Source organism: Streptomyces sp. YJ-C3 (assembly GCF_053891275.1).
Genome location: NZ_CM132685.1, coordinates 8,228,554 through 8,254,272 on the forward strand (window position 1 = coordinate 8,228,554; position 25,719 = coordinate 8,254,272).

A 25,719-nucleotide genomic window follows, 5' to 3' on the forward strand; every position below is an offset into this window, starting at 1 on the left:
GGCTGCTCACGCTCCGGCGGTGGCGACGAGGACGACGGCGACCACCAGGACGACGGTGCCTGCGAGCAGTGCGCTGAGGTAGGTCTGCACGTTTCCGGTCTGGGCGCGGCGCACGGCCCAGCCCAGCACCTTGGGGGCTTCGGCCGCCGCGCGTACGTACGTGTCGACGACCGTGCGGTCGAGGAAGCGGACCAGTGCGGCCGCGGCCTGGACGGGACGGACGAAGAGCTTCGCGTAGACGGCGTCCAGGTGGAAGCCGACGGCGGCGTGCCGGTGCAGCGGGCCGAGCAGGAGACGGCCGGGGTCGGCCGGGTCGGGAGCCGCCGCGATGTCCCCGTAGGCGGGGGTGTGGCTGGCGATGGCCTCGGCCTCGACCAGGCCGCCGTCGCCGGACTCGGTGTCGACGGCGACCGCGCCCATCGGGATCCGGCGCGCGGCCATCGCGGTGGTGTGGCGCCAGGCCGCGTACGTGACCAGGCCGCCGACGAGCGCGAAGCCGGTGCCGAGGACGGAGGTGGTCAGCGTCGGGGTGAGGGAGCGGCCGTCGAGCCAGTCGGGCAGCACGCCCGTGGCCAGACCGAAGGCGAGGGAGGGGATCGCGAGGACCCACAGGACGGCGTTCATCACGGCCGGCTGCTTGCCGTGGTCGGGGGCCTCGGCTCCGCGGCCGTTGAAGGTGAGGAGCCACAGACGGGTCGCGTAGGCGGCGGTGAGCAGGGCTGTCACCAGGCCCGCGACGAGGACGATCCAGCCGGACGCGGCCGGGATGCCGTGCTCATGGCCTGTGGCCGTGTGCTCGGCGGAGCCCAGGACGGCCTCCTTGGAGAAGAAGCCGCTGAAGGGCGGGATCGCGGCGAGCGCGAGCAGCGCCACGGTCATCGTCCAGAAGGCGTCGGGCACGCGGTCGCGGAGGTTGCCCATGCGGGACATCGCGGCCAGGGAGTTGGTGCCGGCGGCGTGGATGATCACGCCCGCCGCGAGGAACAGCAACGCCTTGAAGGCGCCGTGCGTGAGGAGGTGGAAGACGGCGGCGTCGCGGTCGCCGACGGCCAGGGCGCCGGTCATGTAGCCGAGCTGGCCGACCGTCGAGTACGCGAGGACGCGCTTGATGTCGTCCTGCGCGAGCGCGGCGAGGGCCGAGCCGGCCATGGTCACGGCGGCCATGACGGCGAGCACGATCATCGCTGCCCGGGAGGCGGCGAAGACCGGGAGGAGACGGGCGACGAAGTAGACACCGGCGGCGACCATCGTCGCGGCGTGGATCAGCGCGGAGACGGGCGTGGGGCCCGCCATCGCGTCGGGCAGCCAGGTGTGCAGCGGGAACTGCGCCGACTTGCCCGCGACGCCGGCGAGGAGCAGCAGGGCGATCAGGGTCGGGTGGTCGAGGCCGCCCTCGCTCGTGACCTTGCCCAGGATCGTCGTGATGCGGAAGGAGCCCGCGTCCGTGGCGAGCGCGAACAGGCCGATGAGGAAGGGGACGTCACCGAGTTTCGTGACCAGGAAGGCCTTGAGGGAGGCGGCCCGCGCCTCGGAGGTCTCCCAGTAGTGGCCGACGAGGAAGTACGAGCAGATGCCCATGACCTCCCAGCCGACGAGCAGCACGATCAGGTCGCCGGTGTAGACGACGAGGAGCATCGCGGAGGTGAACAGCGAGACGAGCGCCGCGTACGAGGGGTAGCGCGGGTCGTCGCGGAGATAGCCCGTCGAGTAGAGCTGGACGCAGGTCGCGACCAGGCCGACCAGGACGGCGACGAGGGCGGCGAAGCCGTCGATGTGCAGGGCGAGTTCGATCGGCACGGAGCCGGTCGGGGTGAGCTCGGTGTGCGCGTCGAGGGCCGCGGTGCCGTTGCCCGAGCCGCCGCCCTGCTGGACGGCGACGGCGACGGCCAGCACGAGGGCGGCCAGGGTCGGCAGGACGGCCAGCGGGCGGACGAAGCCGGGGGCGGTGCGGCCGAGGAGCAGGCCCGCGGCGGCGCCGAGGAACGGCAGGAGGGGGACGAGGACGGCGAGGGTCGTGGTGGTCACGCGGTGGCCTCGGCCTTCTTGTCCGCGACGTCGGCTGCCGCCGGGGTGGCGGAGGGATCGTGCGGGTCGTCGTCCGGGGCGTGGGGCTCGGCGGCGTCACGGAGCTTGTCGATGTCCGAGGTGCCGCGGTTGCGGTAGACGGCCAGGACGATCGCCAGGCCGATGCCGATCTCGGCGGCGGCGATGGCGATGGTGAACAGGGTCAGGGCCTGCCCGGAGTGCAGGGCGTCGCGCAGCCAGACGTCGAAGGCGACGAGGTTCAGGTTGACGGCGTTGAGCATCAGCTCGACCGACATCAGGACGAGGATCGCGTTGCGGCGGGCCAGGACTCCGTAGAGGCCCGTGCAGAAGAGGAGGGAGGAGAGGACGGCGGGATAGGCGAGATGCATCAGCGGTTGCCCTCCCGGCCGGCGGCGGTGACGGCGGCCGCGGCGGTTTCGTCGGCCTCGGCCGCGTTCTCCTTGCGGGACAGGACGATCGCGCCGACCAGGGCCGCCAGCAGGAGGACCGAGAGGGCCTCGAAGGGCAGTACCCAGTGGCGGAACAGGACGGAGCCGGTCACCGCCGTGTTGCCCTGGGCGGCGCCGTCCAGATCGATCCAGGTCGTGTGGAAGGCGTCGGCGACGACCCAGACCAGGGCGGCCGCGGAGGCGACGGCCACGGCGAGGGCGGCCCAGCGGTTGGGGCTGTCCGCGTCCGGTGACCGGCCGATGGGGGCGCGGGTCAGCATCAGCCCGAACAGGAGGAGGACCACGACGGAACCGACGTAGATGAGGACCTGCACCCAGGCGATGAACTCCGCGGTGAGCAGGAGGTACTCGACGGCGAGGCCACCGAGGGCGACGACCAGCCACAGGGCGGCGTGCACCAGCTGCTTCGTGGTGACGGTGACGATCGCGGCGCCGAAGGTGACCAGTCCGACGAGGAGGAAGGCGATCTCGACGCCCGTCGGGGAGAGGAACCCGTGGCTCTCGGCGGCCGTGGTGACGGCTGCCGATGCCGTCGATGCGGCGGGGGTCATGAGGACGTCTCCTTTCCGGGGCCGTCGGATCCGGGACTGGCGGGTCCGGGGCCGTCGGATCCGGGACGGACCGGTCCGGGGCCGTCGGACGCGGCGGGTGCGGAAGCAGTCGGCTCCGCGTCCGCCGCGGCCTGGGCCGCCGCCAGTTTCTCCGCCGCCTTGCGGGCCGCCGCGAGTTCCTTGGGCTCCTCGGCCGCCGGGTCCAGGGCCGGCGGGGAGGGCACCGTCCACATCCACTCGCGGAGCTTGTCGCGCTCGTGGGTGAGGTCGCGGATGTCCGTCTCGGCGTACTCGAACTCCGGGGACCAGAACAGCGCGTCGAAGGGGCACACCTCGATGCAGATACCGCAGTACATGCAGAGGGAGAAGTCGATGGCGAAACGGTCGAGGACGTTGCGGCTGCGCTCACGGCCGCCGGGGGCGGCGGGCGGGACCGTCTCCTTGTGGGAGTCGATGTAGATGCACCAGTCGGGGCACTCGCGGGCGCACAGCATGCAGACCGTGCAGTTCTCCTCGAACAGGCCGATCACGCCGCGGGTACGGGGCGGGAGTTCGGGCTGGGCGTCGGGGTACTGCTCGGTGACGGTCTTCTTCGTCATCGTCCGCAGGGTGACGGCGAGGCCCTTGGCGAGGCCACTGCCAGGGATCGGGGGCACTAGTTGATCGCCACCTTCACGATTCCGGTGAGCGCGATCTGCGCGAGGGCGAGCGGGATGAGCGTGGTCCAGGCGAGTTTCTGGAGCTGGTCCTCGCGCAGGCGGGGGTACGAGACGCGCAGCCAGATCACGACGAAGGCGAGGACCGCGGTCTTGAGGAGGGTCCAGACCCAGCCGAGCCCGTCCGCGCCCCACGGACCGTGCCAGCCGCCCAGGAACAGGACCGTGGTCAGGCCGCACAGGACGACGATGCCCGCGTACTCGGCGAGCAGGAACAGGGCGAAGCGCAGGCCCGTGTACTCGGTGTACGCGCCGAAGATGATCTCGGAGTCGGCGACCGGCATGTCGAAGGGCGGGCGCTGGAGCTCGGCGAGGCCCGCCGCGAAGAAGACCAGGGCACCGACGATCTGCCAGGGCAGCCACCACCACTCGAACGCGTCGAGGATGCCGGGAAGCGAGACCGTGCCCGCGGCCATCGCGACCGAGGCGGCGGCGAGCAGCATCGGGAGTTCGTACGCGAGCAGCTGTGCGGCGGTGCGCAGACCGCCGAGGAGGGAGAACTTGTTGGCGCTCGCCCAGCCCGCCATCAGCGAGCCGAGCACGCCGACGCCCATCACCGCGAGCACGAAGAAGATGCCCGCGTCGACGACCTGGCCGACCGCGCCGTCGCCGGGTCCGACGGGGATCGCCAGCAGCACGAGGAGGTACGGGAGCAGGGCGACGGCGGGGGCGAGCTGGAAGACACGGCGGTCGGCGTCGGCCGGGACCACGTCCTCCTTCTGCGCGAACTTGACGCCGTCGGCGACGAGTTGGGCCCAGCCGTGGAAGCCGCCCGCGTACATGGGGCCGAGCCGGCCCTGCATGTGGGCCATGACCTTGTGCTCGGTCTGGCCGACGACCAGGGGCAGCACCAGGAAGGCGACGAAGACGACGACGAGGCGCAGGGCGACGTCGAGAGCGTCGTTCACTGCGTGCCTCCGTTGTCGGTCGTGTCGTCGGGCCGGGGTTCGGGTTCCTGCTCTGGCTGGGGTGCGGGTTCCGGCCGGGGGTCGGGTCGAGCTTCCGGTCCGGGTGACGCCTTCGGACCGGACTCGGTCTTCGGGCCGGACTCGGCCCCCGAACCAGACTCGGCCCCCGAACCAGACTCGATCGTCGACCCGGACTCGCCCTTCGGGCCGGACTCGGCCTTCGGCTCCTCGTCGAACGCCGGCTTGGCGTGGTGCCAGGGCGCGTCGCTGGACCGCCCCTTCGGCGCCGCCGCACCGGACTCCGCCGGGCCGGACGGCTTGGCCGACTCGGACGACTTGGCCGACTCGGACGGCTTGGCCGACTCGGGCGGCTCGGGCGGCTCGGGCGACCCGGCTGCCGGGCGCTGCGATGCCGACCCCTGGGACGCGCTCCGGGACCGCCGCGCCGGGCGCGCCGGTGCCGCCGGGCTCCCCGGAGCAGCCGGGGTCTCAGGGGCGGCCGGAGCAGATGCCGTCTGGCTCGCGGAGCCGTCGCTCGCCGAGCGGGTCCGTCGGGCCGGACGCTCACCCGGGGCCGCCGGTCCGGCACCCGCCGCACGCCCCGCGGCACCCGCACCGGCAGCGCGCGCACCCCGTGCCGGACGCGCCGGAGCGGGTGGCAACTGGCCCTTCAGCGGACCCCATTCGTTCGGGTCGGGCACACCGGGCGGCAGCATCTGGCGCCGCTTCGGCCCGCCGTGCTCGGACTCCCCCGGCTCCTTGGCGCCGGGCCAGGCCTTCGCGACGCGCGCCGCGAGCACGAAGTCCTTGCGCAGCGGATGCCCCTCGAAGCTGTCGGGCAGCAGCAGAGGAACCAGGTGCGGGTGGCCTTCGAAGCCGATGCCGAACATCTCGTGCGTCTCGCGCTCGTGCCAGGCCGCGCCCGCGTACACGCCGACCGCGGACGCGAGGACCGGCGCGGAGTGCGGCACGGTCGTACGGAGCAGCAGCCGCCGCACCGACCCGGGCCCCACGGCCGCGATGTGCGCGCACACGCGGAAGCCGGTGTCCGGTTCGTCGACGGCGCTCAGCCAGTCGAAGTACGTGCACCCGAGGCGCGTACGGGCCGTCTCCAGGGCGGGGATCCAGGAGGCGGCCGGGACGTCGACCGTCAGCAGGTCGTACGCCTCCTCGACCGTGGCCTCGGCGCCGAACAGGTCCTCGACGGGGTCCGGCAGCCAGCTCATCGGTCACCGCCCACGGCGGGCGGCTGGACGAGACCGCTGCTCAGCGCCGCCGCGGAGGGGCGCCCGGCGGCCGCGTCGGCGGAGGCGTAGCGCTCCCCCAGCGACTCGCGGGCGATCTTCTCCTGGAGCTTGAGGATGCCCTGGAGCAGCGCCTCCGGGCGGGGCGGGCACCCGGGCACGTACACGTCGACGGGGATGATCTGGTCGACGCCCTTGGTCACCGAGTACGAGTCCCAGTAGGGGCCGCCGCAGTTGGAGCAGGCGCCGAAGGAGATGACGTACTTCGGCTCGGGCATCTGCTCGTACAGGCGCTTCACGGCCGGGGCCATCTTGTCCGTGACCGTGCCGGAGACGACCATCAGGTCGGCCTGGCGGGGCCCCGGTGCGAACGGGATGACGCCGAGCCGGATGAAGTCGTGCCGGGCCATGGACGCGGCGATGAACTCGATGGCGCAGCAGGCGAGGCCGAAGTTGAAGACCCACAAGCTGTAGCGGCGGCCCCAGTTCAGGACCACCTTCATCGGCTCGGGGGCCAGGCGCGAGAGCACGCCAAGCCGCTTCGGCTCCGGGAGGAGAACAGGCACGGGCTCGGGGGTCACGCGGCTCACGTCCATGTAAGGACGCCCTTCTTGTATGCGTACAGCAGGCCCACGGCGAGGAAGCCGAGGAAGATGAACATCTCGACGAGCGTCGTCGCGCCATAGCCCGGCGCGGCGAAGACCGTCGCCCAGGGGAAGAGGAAGATCGAGTCGACCGCGAAGATCACGTAGAGGAAGGCGTACACGTAGTAGCGGACCTGGGTGTGTGCCCAGCCCTCGCCGACGGGGTCGACGCCGCATTCGTACGTGAGGAGTTTCTCCGGGGTGGGGACCACCGGGCGGAGCAGCCGTCCCGCGCCGAAGGCCACGGCGACGAACAGCACGCCGACGACGGCGAGCAGCCCGACCACCGAGTACGACTGGAAATAGTCGTCGGCATAGCCGTGGGAGGTGTCCGCCGCGATGACGGTCACGGTCGGTCCCGTCACGTCTGTCGCCCCTCGCGTGTTCGTGTTCGACGATCTGTACGCACGGGAGTCTAGGGCCTGTTAAAGAGACGGTAAGCCTCCCGGTCCGACCTGCGGGACGGGGAATGCGGTGTACGGGGTGGGGTTATCCCCCGTTCGTCCCGGCCGGTCCACCTCATGGCGCCGCGCGCCGCGCGCAGGGCACCCTTTCGCTTATGACCGACCCACTCCACGCTCCCGCGGTCGCCGGCGACGACCGTCCGGCGCTGCCGCCGCCGCGTTTCGCGTACGACAGACACACCTGGAAGGAGATCTCCTTCCTTCTGACCAGCTTTCCGCTCGCCGTTGTCGGGTTCGTGTACGCGCTCACGATGCTGGCGACCGGGGCCGGCCTGACCGTCACCGTGATCGGGCTGCCGCTGATCGCGGCCGGGCTGACCGGCGCGCGGCTGCTCGGCCGGGCGGAGCGGGCGCGGGCCCGGAAGCTGCTCGGGGTGCGCATCGAGGAGCCGAGCCGGCTGCCGCGCCGCGAGGGGGACGGCTTCTTCGGCTGGCTGTGGAACGGGCTGAAGGACCCGGTGGGCTGGCGCGCGGTGCTCTACGAGCTGATCCGGCTGCCGTGGGGCGTGCTGACCTTCGTCGTGACGCTGACCAGCTTGTTCGTGCTGTGGCCGGTGCTGCCGTTCATCGCGCGCGGGCTGACCAACGCGGACCGGGCGATGGTGCGCGCCCTGCTGTCGCCGTCCGACGAGCTGGAGCGGCGCATCGCGGAGCTGGAGTCGGACCGGGGTGTCGTGGTCGACACGGCGGCGGCCGACCTGCGGCGCATCGAGCGTGATCTGCACGACGGCGCGCAGGCCCGTCTGGTCAATCTGGCGATGGGGCTCGGCCTCGCCAAGGAGAAGCTGCTCGAGGATCCGGAGGCGGCGGCCGCCATGGTCGGCGAGGCGCACGGTGAAGTGAAGCTCGCGCTGCAGGAGCTGCGCGACCTGGCCCGCGGCATCCATCCGGCGGTGCTCACCGACCGCGGCCTGGACGCGGCCCTGTCCTCGGTGGCCTCGCGCTGCACGGTCCCGGTGAAGGTGACGGCCGATCTCCCGGCGCGGCCCGCCGAGGCGATCGAGGGCATCGCGTACTTCACGGTCTCCGAGCTGCTGCAGAACATCAGCAAGCACAGCCGGGCCACCCAGGCCACGGTCGACGTGTGGCGCGCGGAGGACCGGCTGCTGATCCAGGTCCGGGACGACGGGCAGGGCGGTGCCAGCCTCGACAAGGGCACCGGCATGTCGGGGCTCGCGGAGCGGCTCGGCGCGGTCGACGGCCTGTTCGTCGTGGACTCGCCGGACGGCGGCGGAACGACGGTCACGGCCGAGCTGCCCTGGCGCGACCGCCACCAGCAGTAGGCGACCGCACCCAGCAGTAGCCCCCAGGGGTAGGGAAAACCCCCGGTCGAAGACGCCGACCCGCCGCATGGCCCCGGGCCGCGCCCCCGAGGAGCCTGGACACGGAGCAGCCACCCCGAGCAGAAACGGACGACACCCATGGCCACGCAGCAGTACGGATACCGCGGCGAGTACTCGTACGACGACGGGCCCCGGCCGCGGCGGCGCGGGCTCGGCCGTCTGCCGGCCGGGCTGCGGGCGCCCGTCGAGGGCCGGGCCTGGCGGGAGTTCGGGTATCAGCTGCTGAGCCTGCCGATCGCCATCGCCGCGTTCACCTGGTCGGTGACGATGATGTCGCTCGGCGCGGGCCTGCTCGTCACGTTCATCGGGGTGCCGGTGCTCGCGGCGGCGCTGGCCGGGGCGCGCGGGTTCGGGGCCCTGGAGCGGGCGCGGGCGCGGGGCCTGCTGGGTGTGGAGGTCGGTTCGCCGGAGCCGGTGCGGCCGCGCGCGGGCGGGCCGCTGGCGTGGATGGGCGCGACGCTCAAGAGCGGTGTCTCGTGGCGTCATCTGCTCTACACGGTGCTGCATTTCCCGTGGGCGACGTTCGCGTTCTCCGTCGCCGTCACGTTCTGGGTGACGGGCTGGACGCTGCTGACGTACCCGCTGTGGCAGTGGGTCTTCCCGATGTACGCGGGCCAGGACGGTCTGCAGCTGTACGGCGACGAGTCGCACTCCGTGTACCTGAACAACCCCTTCGAGATCACACTGACCGCGCTGGTCGGCCTGCTCGTGACGCTGGCGACGCCGTGGGTGATCCGCGCGCTGACGACGGTGGACCGGCTGCTGGTCACCGGGCTGCTCGGCCCGTCGCGGCTCGCGTCGCGCGTGGTGGAGCTGGAGTCGGACCGGGGCGTCGTGGTCGACACGGCGGCGGCCGACCTGCGGCGCATCGAGCGCGACCTGCACGACGGCGCGCAGGCCCGTCTGGTCAACCTGGCCATGGACCTGGGCCTCGCCAAGGAGAAGCTGACCGAGGACCCGCAGGCGGCGGCGCGGATGGTCGGCGAGGCGCACGGCGAGGTGAAGACGGCCCTGCAGGAGCTGCGCGACCTGGCCCGCGGCATCCATCCGGCGGTGCTCACCGACCGCGGCCTGGACGCGGCCCTGTCCTCGGTGGCCTCGCGCTGCACGGTCCCGGTGGCGGTGGAGGTGGACCTGAAGGAACGCCCCGCGCCCGCCATCGAGGGCATCGCCTACTTCACGGTCTCCGAGCTGCTGCAGAACATCAGCAAGCACAGCCGGGCCACCCGGGCCACGGTCGACGTGTGGCGCACGCGCGACCGCCTGATGCTCCAGGTGTCCGACAACGGGGTCGGCGGAGCAGCCGCTTCCGCCGGTTCGGGCCTCGCGGGCCTGACCGAGCGCCTCGACGCGGTCGACGGCATCCTCCTGGTCGACTCCCCGCCGGCCGGCCCGACCCGGGTCACGGCGGAACTGCCGTGGCGGCGGGCGTGACAGCCCCCTGAAGGACCTGAAGGTGCCGCCTTCAACGATTTCCGGCCGCGCCCCGCGGGGATCCACCCCTATTCCCGCCGTGCAGGCGCACCCCGGACCGGATCCTGGAATGCTGGACCCGTCAGAACTGGCCTCCGTGCACAGGTGCGCGGAGGCACTGGGGGGCCGGAAAACATGGAGGACAGGGTGCGGGTGGTCATCGCCGAGGATTCAGTGCTGCTCAGGGAGGGCCTGACCCGGTTGCTGACCGACCGCGGGCACGAGGTGGTCGCCGGTGTCGGCGACGGGGACGCGCTGGTCAAGACGATCACCGATCTGGGGGCGCAGGACGAGCTGCCGGACGTGGTCGTCGCGGACGTCCGGATGCCGCCCACGCACACGGACGAGGGCGTGCGCGCCGCGGTGCAGCTGCGCGGACGGTTCCCCGGACTCGGGGTCCTGGTCCTTTCGCAGTACGTGGAGGAGCAGTACGCCACCGAGCTGCTGGCCGGGTCGAGCCACGGTGTGGGCTATCTGCTCAAGGACCGGGTGGCCGAGGTGCGGGAGTTCGTGGACGCGGTCGTCCGGGTCGCCGAGGGGGGCACGGCGCTCGACCCGGAAGTGGTCGCGCAGCTGCTCGGGCGCAGCCGCAAGCAGGACGTGCTCGCCAACCTCACGCCGCGCGAGCGGGAGGTCCTCGGCCTGATGGCGGAGGGGCGGACGAACTCGGCGATCGCCCGGCAGCTCGTGGTGAGCGACGGCGCGGTCGAGAAGCACGTGAGCAACATCTTCCTGAAACTGGGCCTGTCCCCGAGTGACGGGGATCACCGACGCGTTCTGGCCGTCCTGACCTATCTGAATTCCTGACCACCTGACACCCTGTCAGATACGACGGCGGATCGGACACTGGACCCAGAACCAAAGAACGAGTACAGAGCGTCTTCCAGATCGCTCGAGTACGGCTCCGGGGGGCTGGCGAATCATGGCAGAACGGGACGACATGCCGTCTCATTTTCGGGTCCATCACGCGAACGCTCAAAGGAAGGCACCCCTTACAGACGTAGGGTGGGACCGGGGAAGGCCGGCGGGACGGCCCTGCCCGAACAGCCGCCTCGAGGGAGGTCCAGTTCAGTGACCAGCCAGGTCAGTAGCCCAGCCGAGCAGGCCGACGGGGCCGACAGCGCAGTGGTCGGGGAGCAGCGCACGGCCGCGGGTGGATCGAGCAAGGACGTACGGCGTCTGGACCGGGTGATCATCCGGTTCGCGGGAGACTCCGGTGACGGTATGCAGCTGACGGGTGACCGTTTCACCTCGGAGACGGCGTCGTTCGGCAACGATCTGTCCACCCTGCCGAACTTTCCGGCCGAGATCCGGGCCCCCGCGGGCACGCTGCCGGGTGTCTCCTCGTTCCAGCTGCACTTCGCCGACCACGACATCCTCACGCCCGGCGACGCGCCGAACGTGCTGGTGGCGATGAACCCGGCGGCGCTGAAGGCGAACATCGCGGATGTGCCGCGCGGCGCGGAGATCATCGTCAACACGGACGAGTTCACCAAACGGGCGATGGCCAAGGTGGGTTACACGGTCTCGCCGCTGGAGGACGGCTCGCTGGACGGCTACCACGTGCATCCGGTGCCGCTGACGACGCTGACGGTGGAGGCGCTCAAGGAGTTCGAGCTGTCCCGCAAGGAGGCGGAACGCTCGAAGAACATGTTCGCGCTCGGACTGCTGTCGTGGATGTACCACCGGCCGACCGAGGGCACGGAGCGGTTCCTGAAGGCCAAGTTCGCCAAGAAGCCCGAGATCATGAAGGCCAACCTGGCCGCTTTCCACGCGGGTTGGAACTTCGGCGAGACCACCGAGGACTTCGCGGTCTCCTACGAGGTCGCCCCGGCCGCCACCGCGTTCCCGACCGGCACCTACCGCAACATCTCCGGGAACCTGGCCCTCTCGTACGGGCTGATCGCCGCCTCGCAGCAGGCGGATCTTCCGCTGTACCTGGGGTCGTACCCGATCACTCCGGCCTCGGACATCCTGCACGAGCTGTCCAAGCACAAGAACTTCGGCGTGCGCACCTTCCAGGCCGAGGACGAGATCGCCGGGATCGGCGCGGCGCTGGGCGCGGCGTTCGGCGGCAGCCTGGCGGTGACGACCACGTCCGGGCCGGGTGTGGCGCTGAAGTCGGAGACGATCGGTCTCGCGGTGAGTCTCGAACTGCCGCTGCTGGTGGTCGACATCCAGCGCGGCGGCCCCTCGACGGGGCTGCCGACCAAGACCGAGCAGGCCGACCTGTTGCAGGCGATGTACGGGCGCAACGGTGAGGCGCCGGTGCCGGTCGTCGCCCCGTGCACCCCGGCCGACTGCTTCGACGCCGCGCTGGAGGCGGCCCGGATCGCGGTCACCTACCGCACCCCGGTCCTGCTGCTGTCCGACGGCTACCTGGCCAACGGCTCCGAGCCGTGGCGCATCCCGGAGGTCGACGAACTCCCGGACCTGCGCACGCGGTTCGCGACGGGCCCCAACCACACGCTGGACGACGGCACCGAGGTGTTCTGGCCGTACAAGCGCGACCCGCAGACCCTCGCGCGGCCGTGGGCGATCCCGGGCACCCCGGGCCTCGAACACCGCATCGGCGGCATCGAGAAGCAGGACGGCACGGGCAACATCTCCTACGACCCGGCCAACCACGACTTCATGGTCCGCACCCGCCAGGCCAAGATCGACGGCATCCAGGTCCCCGACGTCGACGTCGACGACCCGAGCGGCAGCGCCACCACCCTGGTCCTGGGCTGGGGTTCCACCTACGGTCCGATCACCGCGGCGGTGCGCCGCCTGCGCGGTGCGGGCGAGCGGATCGCGCAGGCCCATCTGCGCCACCTCAACCCCTTCCCGCGGAATCTGGGCGAGGTCCTGGGGCGTTACGACAAGGTGGTGATCCCCGAGATGAACCTCGGTCAGCTCGCCACGCTCATCCGGGCCAGGTATCTGGTGGACGCCCACAGCTACAACCAGGTCAACGGAATGCCGTTCAAGGCCGAACAGCTCGCCACGGCTCTCAAGGAGGCCATCGATGGCTGAGACGACGACCACGGAGGAGACCGGGGGCGGCGCGGAGACGCTTCTCTCGCTCGTCCCCAAGGCCGAGGCCAAGCAGTCCATGAAGGACTTCAAGTCCGATCAGGAAGTGCGCTGGTGCCCCGGCTGCGGTGACTACGCCATCCTCGCCGCCGTGCAGGGCTTCATGCCCGAACTCGGCCTGGCGAAGGAGAACATCGTCTTCGTCTCCGGCATCGGCTGCTCCTCCCGCTTCCCGTACTACATGAACACCTACGGGATGCACTCCATCCACGGCCGTGCTCCCGCCATCGCCACCGGCCTCGCCTCCTCCCGCCGCGACCTGTCCGTCTGGGTCGTCACGGGCGACGGCGACGCGCTCTCCATCGGCGGCAACCACCTCATCCACGCCCTGCGCCGCAACGTGAACCTGAAGATCCTCCTCTTCAACAACAGGATCTACGGCCTCACCAAGGGCCAGTACTCCCCCACCTCGGAGGTCGGCAAGATCACCAAGTCGACGCCGATGGGGTCGCTGGACGCGCCCTTCAATCCGGTGTCCCTGGCGATCGGCGCCGAGGCCTCCTTCGTGGCCCGCACCGTCGACTCCGACCGCAAGCACCTCACCGAGGTCCTGCGCCAGGCCGCGGACCACCCCGGCACCGCGCTGGTGGAGATCTACCAGAACTGCAACATCTTCAACGACGGCGCCTTCGAGGTCCTCAAGGACAAGCAGCAGGCCGAGGAGGCCGTCATCCGCCTGGAGCACGGGCGGCCGATCACCTTCGGCACCGACGACTCCAAGGGCGTCGTCCGCGACCCGGCCACCGGCGATCTCACGATCGTCCCCGTCACGGACGACAACCGGGCCGACATCCTGGTCCACGACGCGCACGCCGCGTCCCCGACCACGGCCTTCGCCCTCTCCCGCCTCGCCGACCCCGACACGCTCCACCACACCCCGATCGGCGTCCTGCGCAGCGTCGAACGGCCCGTCTACGACACACAGATGGCCGACCAGCTGGACACCGCCATCGAACAGAACGGCAAGGGCGACCTGGGTGCGCTGCTCGCGGGCGGCGACACCTGGACCGTCGTCGGCTGACGCCGGCGGACACGGCGCGGGGCCCGGACACCACTCGGTGTCCGGGCCCCGCGCTGTTGCACTGAACAGTGGGCCCCGCGGACCGTTGCGGCCAATTCACCCGAAAGAGTGAATTAGCAGGGTATCCAAGAAGGCAACGACACGTAGCGCTATGGTCACGTTCTGGCATTTCGCCGCCCGGAAGGCGCCCGCGCGGCACAGGATAAGGGTCCGGTTCGCCGTGCGGCGTTCGGCCCAGCGGCCGTTTTGCCTGTACGCGATCGGTCGGGGCAAGGTCAGCACCCAAGTCGTCGTGCAGTCCGGAGGGTTCCCCGAAGTGAAGATCGTTCGTCGCATCGGCGACGCACCACGCCTCAGGGGCTGCGCTTCGGGCGAGAGCTGCCCGGACGTCTTCGAGCTGAGCGACACGAATTTCGCGGTCATCGGCACCGATGCGACCGAGTCCTTCCGGGGCCGCCTCCCGGGCGGCGTCACGCTCGGTCCCGGGGAGCGCCTCGTCGTGGTCACCCGCGCGACCCTCGTGAGCGCCAAGCGGGACCTGCCGGACGCCTAGGGCCTGTCCGGCAGGCAGCAGCCCGCGTCAGCCCTGGTCCACGGGCGCGTCCGAGCGCACGATCCACCACTCGTCGGGGTCGGTGGCGAGTTCTTCCATGATGTGGTTCAGCGCCTCCCCGACACGCGCGTCCAGCGAGTCGGGGGCCAGGCTGAGCCGGTGTTCCGCGGTGCGCTCCCAGTAGAGCTGGAAGAACCGGTTGCGGCACAGGATGCGCAGATGGCCGATGAACTCGTCCCAGCAGAACGCGTCCACCCGGTACGCCAGCAGCAGCACCGAGTACTCCCGGTTCGCCCACAGCATCAGCCGCCGCTCCCGGTCCGACAGGTCCGGCAGCGTGCTCAGCGCCGCCGCGAGATCGGGATCGTCGATCGCACGGTCCAACTGATCGAGGAACAGGGCGTGCTGGCGGAGCACGTTCGCCCGGCTGATCTCCTCGACGAGCCGCTCCAGGAGCTCGTCCCGGCGGCGACGGCGGCCGAGCCCGGCCCTCAGCCGGGACCCGACCCCTCGCAGAGGCGATGTCAGTGTGGCCATGTCGAAGAGACCCCCCGGTCGGCGCAGCGGGCGGAGCGTGCCACCTCCAGGGTGCCGAGCCGGTGCGGGCAGCGCGGGAGGCGGACAGGGGGCGCACAGATGGATGGCGGGTTTGGTGTAGACCGGCGCCCTATCGGGTGTGTGCCCCTTATGTGCCGTGGGCATGCCGGGCCGAACGGCCCTGGCCCGCTCACATCACTTGACCGCAGGGCCAGTTACGTCAGGTGGACGACCCGGATGCCCGGACCTCGTCGTACCTTTGTCGGGCCTCGGTCACGTCGGCCATGCGCCGGTCCGTCCAGTCGGCGAGCGAGCGCACCTGGGCCGCCGCCTCCCGGCCGAGCCCGGTGAGCGAGTAGTCGACGCGCGGCGGGATCACGGGCCGGGCCTCGCGGTGCACGACGCCGTCACGCTCCAGGGTCTGCAGGGTCTGGGTGAGCATCTTCTCGCTGACGCCGCCGATCGTGCGGCGCAGCTCGCTGAACCGGTAGGAGCGCTCCTCCAGGGCGAGGAGGACCAGGACGCCCCACCGGCTCGTGACGTGTTCGAGGACCAGGCGCTGCGGGCAGAGCCCCTCGCCGGCCGTCCAGTCACTGATCTTACTTACTCCCATGCCAGTACCTTACTTCAAAGTGGGTACTTACGAATCCACAGCGCGTGTCCTACGGTGAGTGAAGAACCCCGGAAGAACCCCCCACTCAAGGAGATTTCCGTCATGAGCCTCGTCATCACCGGAGCCACCGGGCACCTCGGCCGTCTCGTCGTCGAGGGGCTGCTCGCCGCGGGCGTCCCGGCCGGGGAGATCGCCGCCGTCGTCCGCGACAAGGAGAAGGCGGCCGGCCTCGCCGCCCGCGGCGTCGAGCTGCGCGTCGCCGACTACAGCGCGCCCGAGACGCTCGCCGGCGCCTTCCGCTCCGGCGACAAGGTGCTGCTGATCTCCGGCAGCGAGGTCGGGCAGCGGGTCGCCCAGCACCAGGCCGTCATCGACGCCGCGAAGGCCGCGGGCGTGGCCTCGCTCGCGTACACCGGCGTGCTCGGCGGCCCCGACGCCGACTTCGCGCTGGCCGACGAGCACAAGGTCACCGAGCAGGCGATCCTCGACTCCGGCCTGCCGTACACGTTCCTGCGCAACGGCTGGTACCACGAGAACTACACCGAGAACCTGGCCCCGGTCCTGGAGCACGGCGCCGTCCTCGCCTCCGCCGGCGAGGGCCGCGTCGCCTCCGCCTCGCGCGCCGACTACGCCGCGGCCGCCGTCGCCGTCCTGACGAGCGAGGGCCACGAGGGCACGGCGTACGAGCTCAGCGGCGATGTCGCCTGGTCGCTCGCCGAGTACGCCGCCGAGGTCGCCGAGCAGTCCGGCAAGGAGATCGTCTACCGCGCCGTGACGCCCGAGGAGAACCGCGAGGTGCTGCTCGGCGCCGGGCTGCCCGCCCCCTTCGCCGACATCCTCGTGGGCGTCGACACCGCCATCGAGCAGGGCCTGCTCGCCCGCCGCAGCGGGGACCTCGCCCGCCTCATCGGCCGCCCCACGACACCGCTCGCCGACGCCGTCGCCGCGGCGCTGAAGTAGCCGCCCCCGCCGTCAGGACCGTATGGCGATACGGGCATGACACGCACGGCCCCGCGGCGCTACCTTGCTAGGTGGCCGCCGTGGGGCTGCCGGGTGTCATGAGGAGGGTCCGTGCGGGACGGGGCGGCAGGAGAGCCGGGTCGGGGGAACGAGGGGCGCACGGGGCTCCTCAACGGTTTCGCGGCGTACGGGATGTGGGGCCTCGTGCCCCTGTTCTGGCCGCTGCTCAAGCCCGCCGGGTCGGTGGAGATCCTGGCCCACCGGATGGTGTGGTCGCTGGTGTTCGTGGGCGTCGCGCTGCTCTTCGTACGGAAGTGGGGCTGGGCGCGCGAGCTGCTGCGGCAGCCGAAGCGGCTCGGGCTCGTCGCCGTCGCCGCGGCCGTCATCACGGTCAACTGGGGCGTCTACATCTGGTCCGTGAACTCCGGGCACGTCGTCGAGGCCTCACTCGGCTACTTCATCAACCCCCTCGTCTCCATCGCGCTCGGCGTGCTGCTGCTCAAGGAGCGGCTGCGGCCCGCGCAGTGGACGGCCGTCGGGGTCGGACTGCTCGCGGTGCTCGTGCTCGCGATCGGGTACGGGCAGCCGCCCTGGATCTCGCTGGTCCTCGCGTTCAGCTTCGGCACCTACGGGCTGGTGAAGAAGAAGGTGAACCTGAGCGGCCTGGAATCACTGGCCGCCGAGACCGCCGTCCAGTTCCTGCCCGCGCTCGCCTACCTGCTGTGGCTCGCCGCGCAGGGCCGCTCCACCTTCGGCACGGAGGGCCCCGGGCACGCGGCGCTGCTCGCGTCGACCGGCGTGGTCACGGCCATCCCCCTGGTGTGCTTCGGGGCGGCCGCGATCCGGGTGCCCCTGTCGACGCTCGGACTGTTGCAGTACCTCGCGCCCGTCTTCCAGTTCGTGCTCGGGATCGTCTACTTCCACGAGGCCATGCCGGCCGAGCGGTGGGCCGGGTTCGGCCTGGTGTGGCTGGCGCTGGTGGTGCTGACCTGGGACGCGCTGCGCTCGGCGCGGGCCGGGCGGATCGCGCTGGCCCGGGCCGAGATCGCCGCCGCCGGGGTCGCGCCGGAGGCCGGTCCGGTGCAGCGGGAGTCGGCCGTCTGAGCCCGCCCGGATCCGGCTGCCGCGCGCGGCAGCCCCGCGACTCTCCCCCCGAGTAGGACGCCGTACGGCCTACTCGCGCTCTATAACTGGGCCATGACCCTTGACTGGAAGCTCGTCGTCGACGCCGCCGATCCGCATGCGCAGGCCGAGTTCTGGGCCGCCGCGCTCGGATACGAGATCGAGGACAACGCCGCACTGATCGAGCAGCTGCTCGGCCTCGGGGCGGTGACCGAGGCCGAGACCGTCGAGCGGTGGGGGCGGCGGGCCTTCCGGGACCTGGTCGCCGCCCGGCACCCGGACGACCCGGTCGACGGGCGGACCGGGACCGGGCTCGGACGGCGGATCCTGTTCCAGCGGGTGCCGGAGGCGAAGACCGTCAAGAACCGGCTGCACATCGACGTGCACGCCGGGCCGGAGCGCCGCGAGGACGAGTCCGCGCGGCTGACCGGCCTCGGCGCGAAGGTGCTGCGGTCCGTGGACACCCAGGGCGGCCAGTGGCTGGTGATGGCCGACCCGGAGGGGAACGAGTTCTGCCTCCAGTGACCCCACCCCTGATCCGGACCTGAACCGGCCCTGACCCGGCCCTGACCCGCCCCGGGCCGTCCTGCCGCCCCTACGCGTCGAAGTCCGTGCCCCGCGAGACCTTCTCCCACTCGGTGAGCTCGGCCCGCACCGCGTCCAGGTGCCCGACGAGGAAGTCCACCGCGTCGCCGCCGAGGGCGAGGCGCAGCGGGGTCCTCTCCGCGTCCAGGGCGAGGCGGATCGCCGCGGCCGCCTTCGCCGGGTCGCCGGGCTGGGTGCCGGCGCCGCCCCGGACCATCGAGCGGGTGACGCCGACCTTGTCCGCGTACGCCGGGTTCTCCGCGGAGAAGTAGGCGGCGCCCTGGGCGAACAGGTTCGTGCGGAACGCGCCGGGCTCCACGATGAGCACCTTGATGCCGAACGGGGTCACCTCGTCGGCCAGCCCCTCCGACAGCTGCTCCAGGGCCGCCTTCGTCGCGCTGTACGCGGAGAACCCGGCGAAGGACAGCTGCCCGCCGAAGCTGCTGATGTTCACGATCGAGCCGCTGCGCCGCTCGCGCATGTGCGGCAGCAGCGCCCGGGTCAGCCGGGCCGGGCCGAACACGTGCAGCTCGAACAGGTCCCGCAGTTCGGTGTCCGTGGTCTCCTCGAACGCGCCGACCTGGGTGCGGCCCGCGTTGTTCACCAGCACGTCCACCCGGCCGTAGCGGGCCAGGACGTCGGCGGCCACCGCGTCGATCCGCTCGCCGTCGGTGACGTCCAGGGCGATCGCCTCCACCTGGTCGGGGTGCGCCGCCACCAGGTCGGCGAGGCCCTCGGGGCGGCGGGCCGTGCCGATCACCGTGTCCCCGGCGGCGATCGCGGCCTCCGCGAGGGCTCGTCCGAAGCCGCTGGTAGCGCCCGTGATCAGCCAGACCTGTGCGTTGTTCCCCGTCATGTTCCCGTCTCCTTCGGTGCGCTCGGTTTGGTTCGGTTGGTTCGGTTGGTTCGGTTCGGTTCGGTCAAGTGCCTTGTCTTGCTGCCCCGTTGGCGTGTTCCATCCTTCGCCGAGCGGCCGGTCCGCGTCCAAGACCCGCTGTGATAGCCATGAGTTATGGACGTCCATGGGCGCGATCTGCGCTACTTCGCCGCGGTCGCCGAGGAGTTGAACTTCACGCGGGCCGCCGAGCGGCTGTACGTGTCGCAGCCCGCGCTGAGCAAGCAGATACGGATGCTGGAGCGGCAGCTCGGCGCGGAGCTGTTCGTCCGGGACCGGCGGGCGGTGCGGCTGACCGGGGTGGGGGCCGCGCTGCTGCCGCACGCCCGCGGGGTGCTGGCCGCCTGGGAGGCCGCTGAGGAGGCCGTGGCGCGGGCCCGGGACGCCGAGCGCGACACCCTGGTGATCGGCATGTCCACCAGCCCGGGACGCGGACTGCTGCCCGCTCTGCGGGCCCGGCTCGCCGCCCGGCACCCGGCCGCGCGGCCCGTGCTGCGGCAGGTCAACTGGGGTGATCCCACTGCGGGGCTGGCGGACGGCAGCGCGGATGTCGCCTTCGTCTGGCTGCCGCTGCCGGACGGCGAGCGGTACCGGTACGCGGTCGTGGCGAGCGAGCCGCGGCTCGTGGCGCTGCCGCGCGACCATCCGCTCGCGGTGCGGGCCGCGGCCGACCCGGAGGGGGCGGTGGACTTCGCCGATCTGCTCGGTGAGCCGTTCCTCGCGCTGCCGCCGGAAGCGGGTTCCCTGCGGGACTACTGGCTGGCGCTGGACTCGCGGGAGGGGCGTGCGCCGCTGATCGGCGGGGTGGTGGCCAGCGCGGAGGAGACCCATGAGGCGGTGGCGGCGGGGCTCGGCGTGGTCCTCCTCGCCACGGGGAACGCTCCGCTGGTGGTGCGGGACGAGGTGGTCGCCGCGCCGGTTCGGGGGGTTACGCCGTCGCGGCTGGCGGTGGCGGCGCGGGTGGATGATGAACGGCCCTTGGTGCGGGCGTACTTGGCGGCGGCCGGGCGGGTGGCTTCCGGGGCGATGGACTGAGGCAAGGCCGGGCTGGGCGGGGCTGGGTGCGCCGTCCGTTGTGGGGTGGGGTGGGGCCGCGCCGGCGTACCTCCTCGGCCGGATGGGTCTCGTCGCCTCCGTACGCCGTAGGCGCGTCATCCGGCGCTGAGTTCCCGCGGTGTCCTGCGGGGGCACCCCGACACGTCCCCTCCCGCCGGCTTGCGGCCTCCGCCCGGTGGGGCTTCCGACGCCACCGCCTTGGGCAGTCTGCCGCCTGGGGCGGCAGGGTGGGCAAGACGGCAGCCCCGCGCCGGGCCACCGTTCGAGCAGCCCGGTGTTCGTTCCGGACACATGCTCCGGTCGGCGTTCGCCTCATCGTGCGACCTCAGGGAAAAGGTGCCCGGATTACGAACAGGGCTGACCGGATTACGCTCTTGACGGTGCGTCAGCACACCAGGACCATCGGGCCACCTCAATCCCCTTACCCACCGGAGAACCAGGAGCCCCCCACATGGCCCTGCACCCCATACGCGTGCGGCTCGCCACCGCCGCCCTGCTGACCACCGCCGCCCTCGTCACCACGGGCGCCACCGCCGACGCGACCCCCTCGGTCGCCGCCGCGCCCGACATCCCCGTGGCCTCGGTCAAGGCCCACCTCACCCAGCTCCAGTCCATCGCCACGGCCAACGGCGGCAACCGCGCCCACGGCCGCCCCGGCTACAAGGCCTCCCTCGACTACGTGAAGGGCAAGCTGGACGCGGCCGGATTCACCACCTCCGTCAAGCAGTTCACGTCCGGCGGCCGCACCGGCTACAACCTGGTCGCCGACTGGCCCGGCGGCGACACGAACCAGGTCGTCATGGCCGGCGCCCACCTCGACAGCGTCACGGCGGGCCCCGGCATCAACGACAACGGCTCGGGCTCCGCCGCGGTCCTGGAGACCGCGCTCGCCGTCTCGCGCGCCCAGCTCAAGCCGACGAAGCATCTGCGGTTCGGCTGGTGGGGCGCCGAGGAGCTCGGCATGGTCGGCTCCCGGAACTACGTCAGCTCCCTGACGACCGCCGACCGTTCGAAGATCTCGGCCTACCTGAACTTCGACATGATCGGCTCGCCCAACCCCGGCTACTTCGTGTACGACGACAACGCGGCCCTGGAGAAGGTCTTCAAGGACTTCTACGCGGGCCTGGGCGTCCCCACCGAGATCGAGACCGAGGGCGACGGCCGCTCGGACCACGCCCCGTTCAAGAACGCGGGCATCCCGGTCGGCGGCCTGTTCAGCGGCGCCGACTACACGAAGACCGCGGCCCAGGCCCAGAAGTGGGGCGGCACCGCGGGCAAGCGGTTCGACGCCTGCTACCACTCGTCCTGCGACACGACGGCGAACATCAGCGACACCGCGCTCGACCGCAACAGCGACGCCATCGCCTACGCCGTGTGGCAGCTGGCCGGATAGCCCGCGCGGCACCCGCCGCGGCTCCCCCTGGTGCGACTTACTTGCGTGTGCATATACTGCATGCGCAAGTAAGTCGTGCCCGTGTCCCAGGGGGAACCATGACCACCCGCACTTTCCTGTTCGTGCTCGGCAGCAGCCGCCCGGACGGCAACACCGAGATCCTCGCGCGCACGGCAGCCGAGCAGCTGCCCCCGGACGTCGGGCAGACCTGGATCGACCTGGCCGAGCACCCGCTCCCCGACTTCGAGGACCTGCGCCACGACAGCGATCACGTCCGGCCGCAGGGGGACGACGTCGCGCTGCTGCTCGACGCCACCCTCGCCGCCACCGACATCGTCATCGCGTCGCCGCTGTACTGGTACTCGGTCTCCGCCTCCACCAAGCGCTACCTCGACTACTGGTCGGGCTGGCTGCGCACCCCCGGCATCGACTTCAAGGCCACCCTCGCCGGGCGCACCCTGTGGGGCGTCACCGCGCTCGCGCACGAGGAGGAGGTCGTCGCGGACCCGCTGGTCGGCACGCTGCACCACTCGGCCGCGTACATGGGCATGCGCTTCGGCGGCGTCCTGCTCGGCAACGGCAGCAAGCCCGGTGACGTACGGAAGGACGAGAGCGCCCTGGCCCGCGCCAAGACCTTCTTCGCGCAGGAGGCGCCGCTCGCCAGGTTCCCGTACGAGGAGCGGTAGTCACGCCGTGACGTCCTTCGCCGTGAAGCGCGCCCAGGCCGCCGAACCGAAGACCGCCGCGTACAGCGCCTGGAGTTCGAGGTTCTTCGTCAGGTCGTCCCAGTAGATCGGGTCGCGCATCAGGTCGGCGAAGGACAGCCAGTGGTGCGAGAAGAAGTACGGCTGGATCGCGTGCAGTTGGGGGATCTGGTCCAGGATCTGGATCGTGATCAGGAGCCCCACCGTGGTCGCCATCGCCGCGATGCCGCTGTTGGTGAGAGTGGAGACGAAGAGGCCGAGGGCGGCCATGCCGACGAGGGACGCCGCCACGGTGAGGGCGATGAGGAACGCCCGCCACAGGCCCTCGCCGAAGCCGATCCGCGTCCCGGAGATGGTGACGACGTCGCCGAGCGGGAAGAGGACCGCCCCGGTGATCAGCGCCGAGGCGGCGACGACCAGTGTCGCCACGAGGCAGAACGCCATGGTCGTCGCGTACTTGGTGAGCAGCAGGCGGGTGCGGCCCGCGGGGGCCACCAGGAGATAGCGCAGGGTGCCCGCGCTCGCCTCGCCGGCCACCGCGTCGCCCGCGATGACGCCGACCGCCATGGGGAGGAAGAACGGGAGGGTCGCCGCCAGGGCCGTGAAGACGAGGAACAGGCCGTTGTTGGTGATCTGCGCGATGAACGCCGGGCCGCCGCCGCCCTCGGGCCCTCCCCCGCCGAGCGACGAGCCGTCGCCCGTCTCGATCTTCACGGCGACGCCGATCAGCACCGGGACGGCCGCGAGGACCCCGAGCAGCGCGAGCGTGCGCCAGCGGCGGAACGTCGTGGTCAGCTCGCTGCGCAGCAGGCCGAGGGTCCACAGCGGCCGGGCGCGCGGGGCGGTGCGTACCGCTTCAGCCTGCGACATCGAAACCCTCTCCGGTCAGGGCGACGAACGCGTCCTCCAGGGAGGCCCGTTCCACACCGAAGCCGCGGACGCGGACGCCCGCGGTGACCAGCGCCGCGTTCAGGTCCGCCAAGTCCGTTTCGGAAGGCGGAGGTTCGGCCGTCACCCGGTCCTCGGCCGATTCGACGACCGTGATGCCGTGTTCCTTGAGCACGCGGGCCGCGTCGCCCGGGTCGGGGGTGGTGACGGTCAGCTTCCCCCGTGCGCCCGCGGCCAGTTCGGCGACCGGGCCCTGCGTGATCAGGCGGCCCTGCGCCATCACGGCGGCGTGCGTGCAGACCTGCTCGATCTCGTCGAGGAGGTGAGAGGAGAGGAAGACCGTGGTGCCGTCGGAGGCCAGCTCCCGCACCAGCGTTCTGATCTCGCGCATGCCCTGCGGGTCGAGGCCGTTCGTCGGCTCGTCGAGGACCAGCAGGCGGCGCGGCTGGAGCAGGGCCGCGGCCAGGCCGAGACGCTGCTTCATGCCGAGTGAGTACGCCTTCGCCTTCTTGGCCGCCGCGGCCGTCAGGCCCACCCGGTCCAGGGCCTGCGCGACCCGCGCCGTGCGGGTGCGCGGGTCGGCGGTGGGGTCCGCGGAGTCGTAGCGCAGCAGGTTGTCGCGGCCGTTCAGGAAGCCGTACAGCGCCGGGCCCTCGATGAGCGCGCCCACCTGCGGCAGCACGGCGCGGGCGGCGCGGGGCATCGGCCGGCCCAGCACCCGGGCGGCGCCCGCCGTCGGTTCGATCAGGCCCATCAGCATGCGGATGGTGGTGGTCTTGCCCGACCCGTTCGGCCCGAGGAAGCCGAAGACGGCGCCCTGCGGAACGGTGAGGCTGAGCCGGTCGACCGCGAGCTGGCCGCCGCGGTACCGCTTGGTGAGCTCTCGGGTCTCGATCGCCGGGTCCCTCGGCTGCATCGGCTTCCTCGCCCTCCCGCCGTCGCGGAGAGGGGGCGGTGCGCACCGCCCCCTCTCCGGAGATCACTACTGCCGCCCGGTCAGCCCGCGTCGGCCGCCTTCACCAGCGCGTCCTTGGTGACCGCCCCGGCATAGACCTTCCCGTCCTCGGTGATCAGCACGTTCACCAGGCGGGTCGAGTACACGGTGCCGGACCCGAACTTCCCCGTCACCTTGTCGCCCAGGGAGTCGAGGAACTTCTGCGCGTCGGCCGGCATGCCGCCCGGCGCGGAGCCCGACGCCAGGCCCGCGGCGCCCGAGTCGCCCGGCAGCTTCAGCTCGGCGACCGAGGTCCAGCCCTTGCCGATGACGTTCAGTCCGTCCACACCGTCGGCCTGGCCCGCGTCGGGCCTGGCACCGTGGCCCTGGCGGTCCCGCGCGGCCTGCTCGTCGGCCTCGGTGACCTTGGTGCCCTTCGACGGCTTGAAGTCGAAGGTGGAGGCGGCCGGCCGGCCGAAGTCGACCTTGGTGAAGCCCGCGTCGACGACGGCCGCGCCGCCGCTCGCCGGGGTCAGGGTGAACTTCAGCGGCGTACCGGTCTTCGCGTCCACCGCGATCGTGACCGCGCCGACCGTCGAGCCGGACTGCTTGGGCTTGATCTGCAGCCGGTACGCGTCGCGGCCCGCGATCTGCGCCGTGCCGTCGACGGTGAACGACGTGGTGTCGCCGGACGCCTCGATGATCTTGTCGGTGAGTTCCTTGGGCGTGACGGGCACCTCGCGGTCCTGCTTCTTCGCGCGGTCGCCGGCGGGCCGGGTGTCCTTGGCGTGGTACGCCTCGTCCGACGCGCTGTCGTAGGCCCACACGTCCGCGCCGTTGTGGATCAGGCTGTACTCGGACGCGTCGTCCAGGATCGACAGCTTCTGCCGGTCCTGGCCGTCCGCCGCGACGCGCAGCGTGTGCGTACCGGAGGCGAGCTCGGTCAGCTTCGCCTGCGGGTCGGCCGAGGACGAACCCTTGTCCCCGCCGGTGAGGCCCGAAGCCGCGCTGCCCAGCGACGGCAGGCCCAGATCCGTGTGGATCTTCACGGTGCCGGACAGCTGCTCGGTGTCCGACGCGGCGATCTTCTCGATGAGTTCCTGGGCGGTGATCTTCGGGAGATCCGGGTCGCCGGAGTCGGCGAGCGCCGGGACGAGCCCGATCGTCGCCGCGGCCACCCCCACCACGGCGACCGGGACCGCGTAGCGGGTCACCTTGCGGCGCACGGCGCTCTGGCTGTCTTCGGATTCGTACGGTGCCATGTCTGTTGCCCTACCTCCGTGTTCGGCGGCGGCTTACCGTCCTGTGCACTCGTCCACTCTGCGTCCACCCCAAGCCGCCATTCTCACCCGAATTGGTCAGGAGTGGTGTACTCAATCTGACCAAACCGGCCACGGGGAAGCGTCAGACCGCGGGATCAACTCCGCGTACGCCTACGGGATGACATGAGGGAGCGGTCCCGGGCCCGACCCGTAGGGGGTGGGACCGGGCCGGACACGGATCAGCGGGGAACACGCCTGGCCGGGGCGAGGAAGCCCCGGA

Annotated in this window: 26 protein-coding genes; 12 read left to right on the forward strand and 14 right to left on the reverse strand. The window is 71.7% G+C overall.

The window, feature by feature from the left end:
* Positions 1-6: 6 nt before the first annotated feature.
* From ACVHNB_RS37240 to ACVHNB_RS37275, 8 genes are read right to left on the reverse strand one after another with little or no spacing between them, the layout of a single operon-like run.
* Complete coding sequence (locus ACVHNB_RS37240) at positions 7-2,025, reverse strand: NADH-quinone oxidoreductase subunit 5 family protein (protein ID WP_456226862.1); 2,019 nt, start codon at positions 2,023-2,025, stop codon at positions 7-9.
* Entirely contained in the window at positions 2,022-2,414 is a 393-nt protein-coding gene (gene nuoK / locus ACVHNB_RS37245) for an NADH-quinone oxidoreductase subunit NuoK (protein WP_456226863.1), read from the reverse strand. The genes ACVHNB_RS37240 and nuoK overlap by 4 nt, the downstream gene beginning before the upstream one ends.
* Positions 2,414-3,046 carry an NADH-quinone oxidoreductase subunit J family protein gene (locus ACVHNB_RS37250; protein ID WP_456226864.1) on the reverse strand — a complete coding sequence of 211 codons (633 nt, stop codon included), beginning with the start codon at positions 3,044-3,046 and terminating at the stop codon, positions 2,414-2,416. Before ACVHNB_RS37250 ends, nuoK begins: the two co-directional genes overlap by 1 nt.
* Entirely contained in the window at positions 3,043-3,702 is a 660-nt protein-coding gene (locus ACVHNB_RS37255) for a NuoI/complex I 23 kDa subunit family protein (RefSeq protein WP_456226865.1), read from the reverse strand. The genes ACVHNB_RS37250 and ACVHNB_RS37255 overlap by 4 nt, the downstream gene beginning before the upstream one ends.
* Entirely contained in the window at positions 3,702-4,670 is a 969-nt protein-coding gene (locus ACVHNB_RS37260; protein WP_456226866.1) for a complex I subunit 1/NuoH family protein, read from the reverse strand. Before ACVHNB_RS37260 ends, ACVHNB_RS37255 begins: the two co-directional genes overlap by 1 nt.
* The gene (locus tag ACVHNB_RS37265; RefSeq protein WP_456226867.1) at positions 4,667-5,896 is read right to left on the reverse strand and encodes an NADH-quinone oxidoreductase subunit C; all 1,230 of its coding nucleotides are present in this window, start codon (positions 5,894-5,896) and stop codon (positions 4,667-4,669) included. The genes ACVHNB_RS37260 and ACVHNB_RS37265 overlap by 4 nt, the downstream gene beginning before the upstream one ends.
* Positions 5,893-6,510: an NADH-quinone oxidoreductase subunit B gene (locus tag ACVHNB_RS37270; protein WP_428954182.1), complete on the reverse strand. Its 618-nt coding sequence runs from the start codon at positions 6,508-6,510 to the stop codon at positions 5,893-5,895. The genes ACVHNB_RS37265 and ACVHNB_RS37270 overlap by 4 nt, the downstream gene beginning before the upstream one ends.
* Positions 6,501-6,923, reverse strand: coding sequence for an NADH-quinone oxidoreductase subunit A (locus ACVHNB_RS37275; RefSeq protein ID WP_428954181.1), 423 nt, complete (start codon positions 6,921-6,923; stop codon positions 6,501-6,503). Before ACVHNB_RS37275 ends, ACVHNB_RS37270 begins: the two co-directional genes overlap by 10 nt.
* 194 nt (positions 6,924-7,117) lie before the next feature.
* Between ACVHNB_RS37275 and ACVHNB_RS37280 the strand changes: the two genes are divergently transcribed.
* From ACVHNB_RS37280 to ACVHNB_RS37305, 6 genes are all read left to right on the forward strand, one after another.
* Entirely contained in the window at positions 7,118-8,305 is a 1,188-nt protein-coding gene (locus ACVHNB_RS37280; protein ID WP_428954180.1) for a sensor histidine kinase, read from the forward strand.
* A 138-nt stretch (positions 8,306-8,443) separates the two neighbouring features.
* A complete protein-coding gene (locus ACVHNB_RS37285; protein ID WP_456226868.1) occupies positions 8,444-9,799 on the forward strand; it encodes a sensor histidine kinase in 1,356 nt (451 codons plus the stop codon).
* Positions 9,800-9,973: 174 nt separating this feature from the next.
* Positions 9,974-10,645, forward strand: coding sequence for a LuxR C-terminal-related transcriptional regulator (locus ACVHNB_RS37290; RefSeq protein WP_428954178.1), 672 nt, complete (start codon positions 9,974-9,976; stop codon positions 10,643-10,645).
* 264 nt (positions 10,646-10,909) lie between these two features.
* Positions 10,910-12,856 (forward strand): 2-oxoacid:acceptor oxidoreductase subunit alpha, encoded by a 1,947-nt coding sequence (locus ACVHNB_RS37295; protein WP_456226869.1) that lies wholly within the window; start codon positions 10,910-10,912, stop codon positions 12,854-12,856.
* Positions 12,849-13,937 carry a 2-oxoacid:ferredoxin oxidoreductase subunit beta gene (locus ACVHNB_RS37300; RefSeq protein ID WP_428954176.1) on the forward strand — a complete coding sequence of 363 codons (1,089 nt, stop codon included), beginning with the start codon at positions 12,849-12,851 and terminating at the stop codon, positions 13,935-13,937. Before ACVHNB_RS37295 ends, ACVHNB_RS37300 begins: the two co-directional genes overlap by 8 nt.
* 316 nt (positions 13,938-14,253) lie before the next feature.
* Entirely contained in the window at positions 14,254-14,490 is a 237-nt protein-coding gene (locus ACVHNB_RS37305; RefSeq protein WP_428954175.1) for a hypothetical protein, read from the forward strand.
* Positions 14,491-14,517: 27 nt separating this feature from the next.
* Here the strand turns inward: ACVHNB_RS37305 and ACVHNB_RS37310 are convergent, their stop codons facing one another.
* Both ACVHNB_RS37310 and ACVHNB_RS37315 read right to left on the reverse strand, forming a co-directional pair.
* Complete coding sequence (locus ACVHNB_RS37310; RefSeq protein ID WP_456226870.1) at positions 14,518-15,027, reverse strand: DUF6082 family protein; 510 nt, start codon at positions 15,025-15,027, stop codon at positions 14,518-14,520.
* Between the two features lie 220 nt (positions 15,028-15,247).
* Positions 15,248-15,640 (reverse strand): winged helix-turn-helix transcriptional regulator, encoded by a 393-nt coding sequence (locus ACVHNB_RS37315; protein WP_428954173.1) that lies wholly within the window; start codon positions 15,638-15,640, stop codon positions 15,248-15,250.
* A gap of 102 nt (positions 15,641-15,742) precedes the next feature.
* Between ACVHNB_RS37315 and ACVHNB_RS37320 the strand changes: the two genes are divergently transcribed.
* From ACVHNB_RS37320 to ACVHNB_RS37330, 3 genes are all read left to right on the forward strand, one after another.
* The gene (locus tag ACVHNB_RS37320) at positions 15,743-16,600 is read left to right on the forward strand and encodes an SDR family oxidoreductase (RefSeq protein WP_428954172.1); all 858 of its coding nucleotides are present in this window, start codon (positions 15,743-15,745) and stop codon (positions 16,598-16,600) included.
* Between the two features lie 192 nt (positions 16,601-16,792).
* The gene (rarD, locus tag ACVHNB_RS37325; RefSeq protein ID WP_428957641.1) at positions 16,793-17,704 is read left to right on the forward strand and encodes an EamA family transporter RarD; all 912 of its coding nucleotides are present in this window, start codon (positions 16,793-16,795) and stop codon (positions 17,702-17,704) included.
* A gap of 93 nt (positions 17,705-17,797) precedes the next feature.
* A complete protein-coding gene (locus ACVHNB_RS37330) occupies positions 17,798-18,247 on the forward strand; it encodes a VOC family protein (protein ID WP_428954171.1) in 450 nt (149 codons plus the stop codon).
* A 70-nt stretch (positions 18,248-18,317) separates the two neighbouring features.
* Here the strand turns inward: ACVHNB_RS37330 and ACVHNB_RS37335 are convergent, their stop codons facing one another.
* On the reverse strand, positions 18,318-19,163 hold the full coding sequence (locus tag ACVHNB_RS37335) for an oxidoreductase (protein WP_428954170.1): 846 nt from the start codon (positions 19,161-19,163) through the stop codon (positions 18,318-18,320).
* Between the two features lie 156 nt (positions 19,164-19,319).
* Between ACVHNB_RS37335 and ACVHNB_RS37340 the strand changes: the two genes are divergently transcribed.
* The 3 genes from ACVHNB_RS37340 to ACVHNB_RS37350 all read left to right on the forward strand — a co-directional run bounded on the left by ACVHNB_RS37340 (position 19,320) and on the right by ACVHNB_RS37350 (position 22,337).
* Positions 19,320-20,237, forward strand: coding sequence for a LysR family transcriptional regulator (locus ACVHNB_RS37340; protein WP_428954169.1), 918 nt, complete (start codon positions 19,320-19,322; stop codon positions 20,235-20,237).
* Between the two features lie 472 nt (positions 20,238-20,709).
* Complete coding sequence (locus tag ACVHNB_RS37345; RefSeq protein ID WP_428954168.1) at positions 20,710-21,651, forward strand: M28 family metallopeptidase; 942 nt, start codon at positions 20,710-20,712, stop codon at positions 21,649-21,651.
* Between the two features lie 98 nt (positions 21,652-21,749).
* Positions 21,750-22,337, forward strand: a complete 588-nt coding sequence (locus ACVHNB_RS37350) for a flavodoxin family protein (protein ID WP_428954167.1) — start codon at positions 21,750-21,752, stop codon at positions 22,335-22,337.
* Here the strand turns inward: ACVHNB_RS37350 and ACVHNB_RS37355 are convergent, their stop codons facing one another.
* The 3 genes from ACVHNB_RS37355 to ACVHNB_RS37365 all read right to left on the reverse strand — a co-directional run bounded on the left by ACVHNB_RS37355 (position 22,338) and on the right by ACVHNB_RS37365 (position 25,439).
* Positions 22,338-23,225 (reverse strand): ABC transporter permease, encoded by an 888-nt coding sequence (locus ACVHNB_RS37355; RefSeq protein WP_428954166.1) that lies wholly within the window; start codon positions 23,223-23,225, stop codon positions 22,338-22,340.
* Complete coding sequence (locus ACVHNB_RS37360) at positions 23,212-24,159, reverse strand: ABC transporter ATP-binding protein (RefSeq protein WP_456226871.1); 948 nt, start codon at positions 24,157-24,159, stop codon at positions 23,212-23,214. Before ACVHNB_RS37360 ends, ACVHNB_RS37355 begins: the two co-directional genes overlap by 14 nt.
* An 80-nt stretch (positions 24,160-24,239) precedes the next feature.
* Positions 24,240-25,439: a LolA family protein gene (locus ACVHNB_RS37365; protein ID WP_456226872.1), complete on the reverse strand. Its 1,200-nt coding sequence runs from the start codon at positions 25,437-25,439 to the stop codon at positions 24,240-24,242.
* Between the last annotated feature and the right edge of the window lie 280 nt (positions 25,440-25,719).

Bases quoted from the DNA above. Each gene is read 5' to 3' on its own strand.
- ACVHNB_RS37310 (WP_456226870.1), bottom strand. From the start codon at position 15,027: ATGGCCACACTGACATCGCCTCTGCGAGGGGTCGGGTCCCGGCTGAGG.
- ACVHNB_RS37270 (WP_428954182.1), bottom strand. From the start codon at position 6,510: ATGGACGTGAGCCGCGTGACCCCCGAGCCCGTGCCTGTTCTCCTCCCG.
- nuoK (WP_456226863.1), bottom strand. From the start codon at position 2,414: ATGCATCTCGCCTATCCCGCCGTCCTCTCCTCCCTCCTCTTCTGCACG.
- ACVHNB_RS37290 (WP_428954178.1), top strand. From the start codon at position 9,974: ATGGAGGACAGGGTGCGGGTGGTCATCGCCGAGGATTCAGTGCTGCTC.
- ACVHNB_RS37335 (WP_428954170.1), bottom strand. From the start codon at position 19,163: ATGACGGGGAACAACGCACAGGTCTGGCTGATCACGGGCGCTACCAGC.
- rarD (WP_428957641.1), top strand. From the start codon at position 16,793: ATGTGGGGCCTCGTGCCCCTGTTCTGGCCGCTGCTCAAGCCCGCCGGG.
- ACVHNB_RS37355 (WP_428954166.1), bottom strand. From the start codon at position 23,225: ATGTCGCAGGCTGAAGCGGTACGCACCGCCCCGCGCGCCCGGCCGCTG.
- ACVHNB_RS37280 (WP_428954180.1), top strand. From the start codon at position 7,118: ATGACCGACCCACTCCACGCTCCCGCGGTCGCCGGCGACGACCGTCCG.
- ACVHNB_RS37315 (WP_428954173.1), bottom strand. From the start codon at position 15,640: ATGGGAGTAAGTAAGATCAGTGACTGGACGGCCGGCGAGGGGCTCTGC.
- ACVHNB_RS37330 (WP_428954171.1), top strand. From the start codon at position 17,798: ATGACCCTTGACTGGAAGCTCGTCGTCGACGCCGCCGATCCGCATGCG.
- ACVHNB_RS37350 (WP_428954167.1), top strand. From the start codon at position 21,750: ATGACCACCCGCACTTTCCTGTTCGTGCTCGGCAGCAGCCGCCCGGAC.
- ACVHNB_RS37345 (WP_428954168.1), top strand. From the start codon at position 20,710: ATGGCCCTGCACCCCATACGCGTGCGGCTCGCCACCGCCGCCCTGCTG.
- ACVHNB_RS37265 (WP_456226867.1), bottom strand. From the start codon at position 5,896: ATGAGCTGGCTGCCGGACCCCGTCGAGGACCTGTTCGGCGCCGAGGCC.
- ACVHNB_RS37285 (WP_456226868.1), top strand. From the start codon at position 8,444: ATGGCCACGCAGCAGTACGGATACCGCGGCGAGTACTCGTACGACGAC.
- ACVHNB_RS37250 (WP_456226864.1), bottom strand. From the start codon at position 3,046: ATGACCCCCGCCGCATCGACGGCATCGGCAGCCGTCACCACGGCCGCC.
- ACVHNB_RS37320 (WP_428954172.1), top strand. From the start codon at position 15,743: ATGAGCCTCGTCATCACCGGAGCCACCGGGCACCTCGGCCGTCTCGTC.
- ACVHNB_RS37300 (WP_428954176.1), top strand. From the start codon at position 12,849: ATGGCTGAGACGACGACCACGGAGGAGACCGGGGGCGGCGCGGAGACG.
- ACVHNB_RS37365 (WP_456226872.1), bottom strand. From the start codon at position 25,439: ATGGCACCGTACGAATCCGAAGACAGCCAGAGCGCCGTGCGCCGCAAG.
- ACVHNB_RS37340 (WP_428954169.1), top strand. From the start codon at position 19,320: ATGGACGTCCATGGGCGCGATCTGCGCTACTTCGCCGCGGTCGCCGAG.
- ACVHNB_RS37360 (WP_456226871.1), bottom strand. From the start codon at position 24,159: ATGCAGCCGAGGGACCCGGCGATCGAGACCCGAGAGCTCACCAAGCGG.